The sequence below is a fragment of the Gemmatimonadota bacterium genome (assembly GCA_039715185.1).
Taxonomy (GTDB): domain Bacteria; phylum Gemmatimonadota; class Gemmatimonadetes; order Longimicrobiales; family RSA9; genus DATHRK01.
Map to the genome: position 1 here is coordinate 1 of JBDLIA010000227.1, position 1,316 is coordinate 1,316.

Sequence of the window (1,316 nt, forward strand, 5' to 3'; positions counted from 1 at the left end):
CGCGTCGGCGAGGTCGCGGTTGCGCTGCCAGAGCTCCGCCGCGCTCACGCTCACGGCGACCGCCCCAGTGCTGCGCGATCCGAATGCCCGAGGGCCACGAGGAACATGACGCTCTTCCCCGAGGCGTGTGGCGAGAAGAACTCGGTCACCTCGTCGTCGAAGAACGTCAGCCCGGTGGCGCCGAAGCGCTGAGCGTAGGAGGCCAGGTACAGGCGCCCTCCGGTGATTCCCCCCTCGAGCTGGGCCGCCCGGTAGCCGCGGTTGCCGAACCGGGTCAGCAGTGGAGGGAGGTTGGCGAGGCTGTACACGTTCACCGCCGCATCAGCCGGAAGCTCTTGGCCAAGGCCCAACCGGCCCGCCGCTTCCCTGAAGCTCCCCACACGCAGCAGCTCCAGCGAGCGGTCGGGGCAGCGGTAGTAGTAGGCCCCCGGGGTCAGCCCCTCGACGGCGTGCACGATCAGGTAGAGGTCGAGCAGGCTCGCACCCGGCGGATCCAAGAAGTCGGCGGGCACGCCGCGCGTAGCGCGGTCGAGCACCGTAGAGAGCTCCTCGAGGGACAGCGAGCGAGTCCGGTCGAATGCCCGCGTCGAGCCGCGCCGTCGGATCACGGCGTCGAGGGAGTCTCGTGGGAGATCCGGCTCGGCCGTCGGCCGCAGCGGAAAGAGGGAGCCGGTCGGCGCGGGTTCCTCCCTCGCGGGGGTGGGGCCGCGCCAGGAGGCCGCCTCGGCGCCGTCCTCGAGGGAGGAGGCCGCATGCTGCGCGCGGATCGCCGGGTAGTCGACCTCGGAGCGAGAGAGCGACTCGGTCTCGAGCTGCAGCCCCGACACGGGCGGGGCGGGCGGCGCCTTTCGCCCGGATCGCCCGAGGGCCACGAGCGCGATCGCGCCCTCTCGCTCAGGGTCGAGACCGAGCAGCCGCTCTACAGCACGATCCGCGAAGCCCATCACCAGCCGCGGATCGAGCTGCTCGGACCCAGCTACCGCCAGCAGGTTCGCATGCAGTGTCCCCCCATCCCAGAAGCAGTGCCGGTAAGCTCGCGTCTGGTACTTCCAGGCGTTCCGCCAGTACGTCGAGGCGCTCGCGATCACCACGGGCGCGCGCACCAGGTCGGGGCTTCGCCCGGACGCCTCGACGAGGACCGCACGGTAGTCGCCGTCGCGCAGCCTGCGCAGGGCGAAGTCCTGCGGGCCGAAGTGATACACCCCGGCGGAAAGGCCCGGGAGCTCGCCCGCGACGAGGTAGAGGTCGATGTGATGGAGCGCACCGGTGTTCGGGTAGGCGCGGAACAAGATCTCTCCGCCCGGATAGTGCTTCCG

At 71.1% G+C, this 1,316-nt stretch carries 1 protein-coding gene; it reads right to left on the reverse strand.

Annotated features, from left to right (window positions below; all coding sequences use genetic code 11):
• Positions 1-50: 50 nt before the first annotated feature.
• Positions 51-1,316, reverse strand: a 1,266-nt coding sequence (locus ABFS34_16880; protein MEN8377101.1) for a SagB/ThcOx family dehydrogenase, incomplete at its 5' end; no start/stop codon positions are given.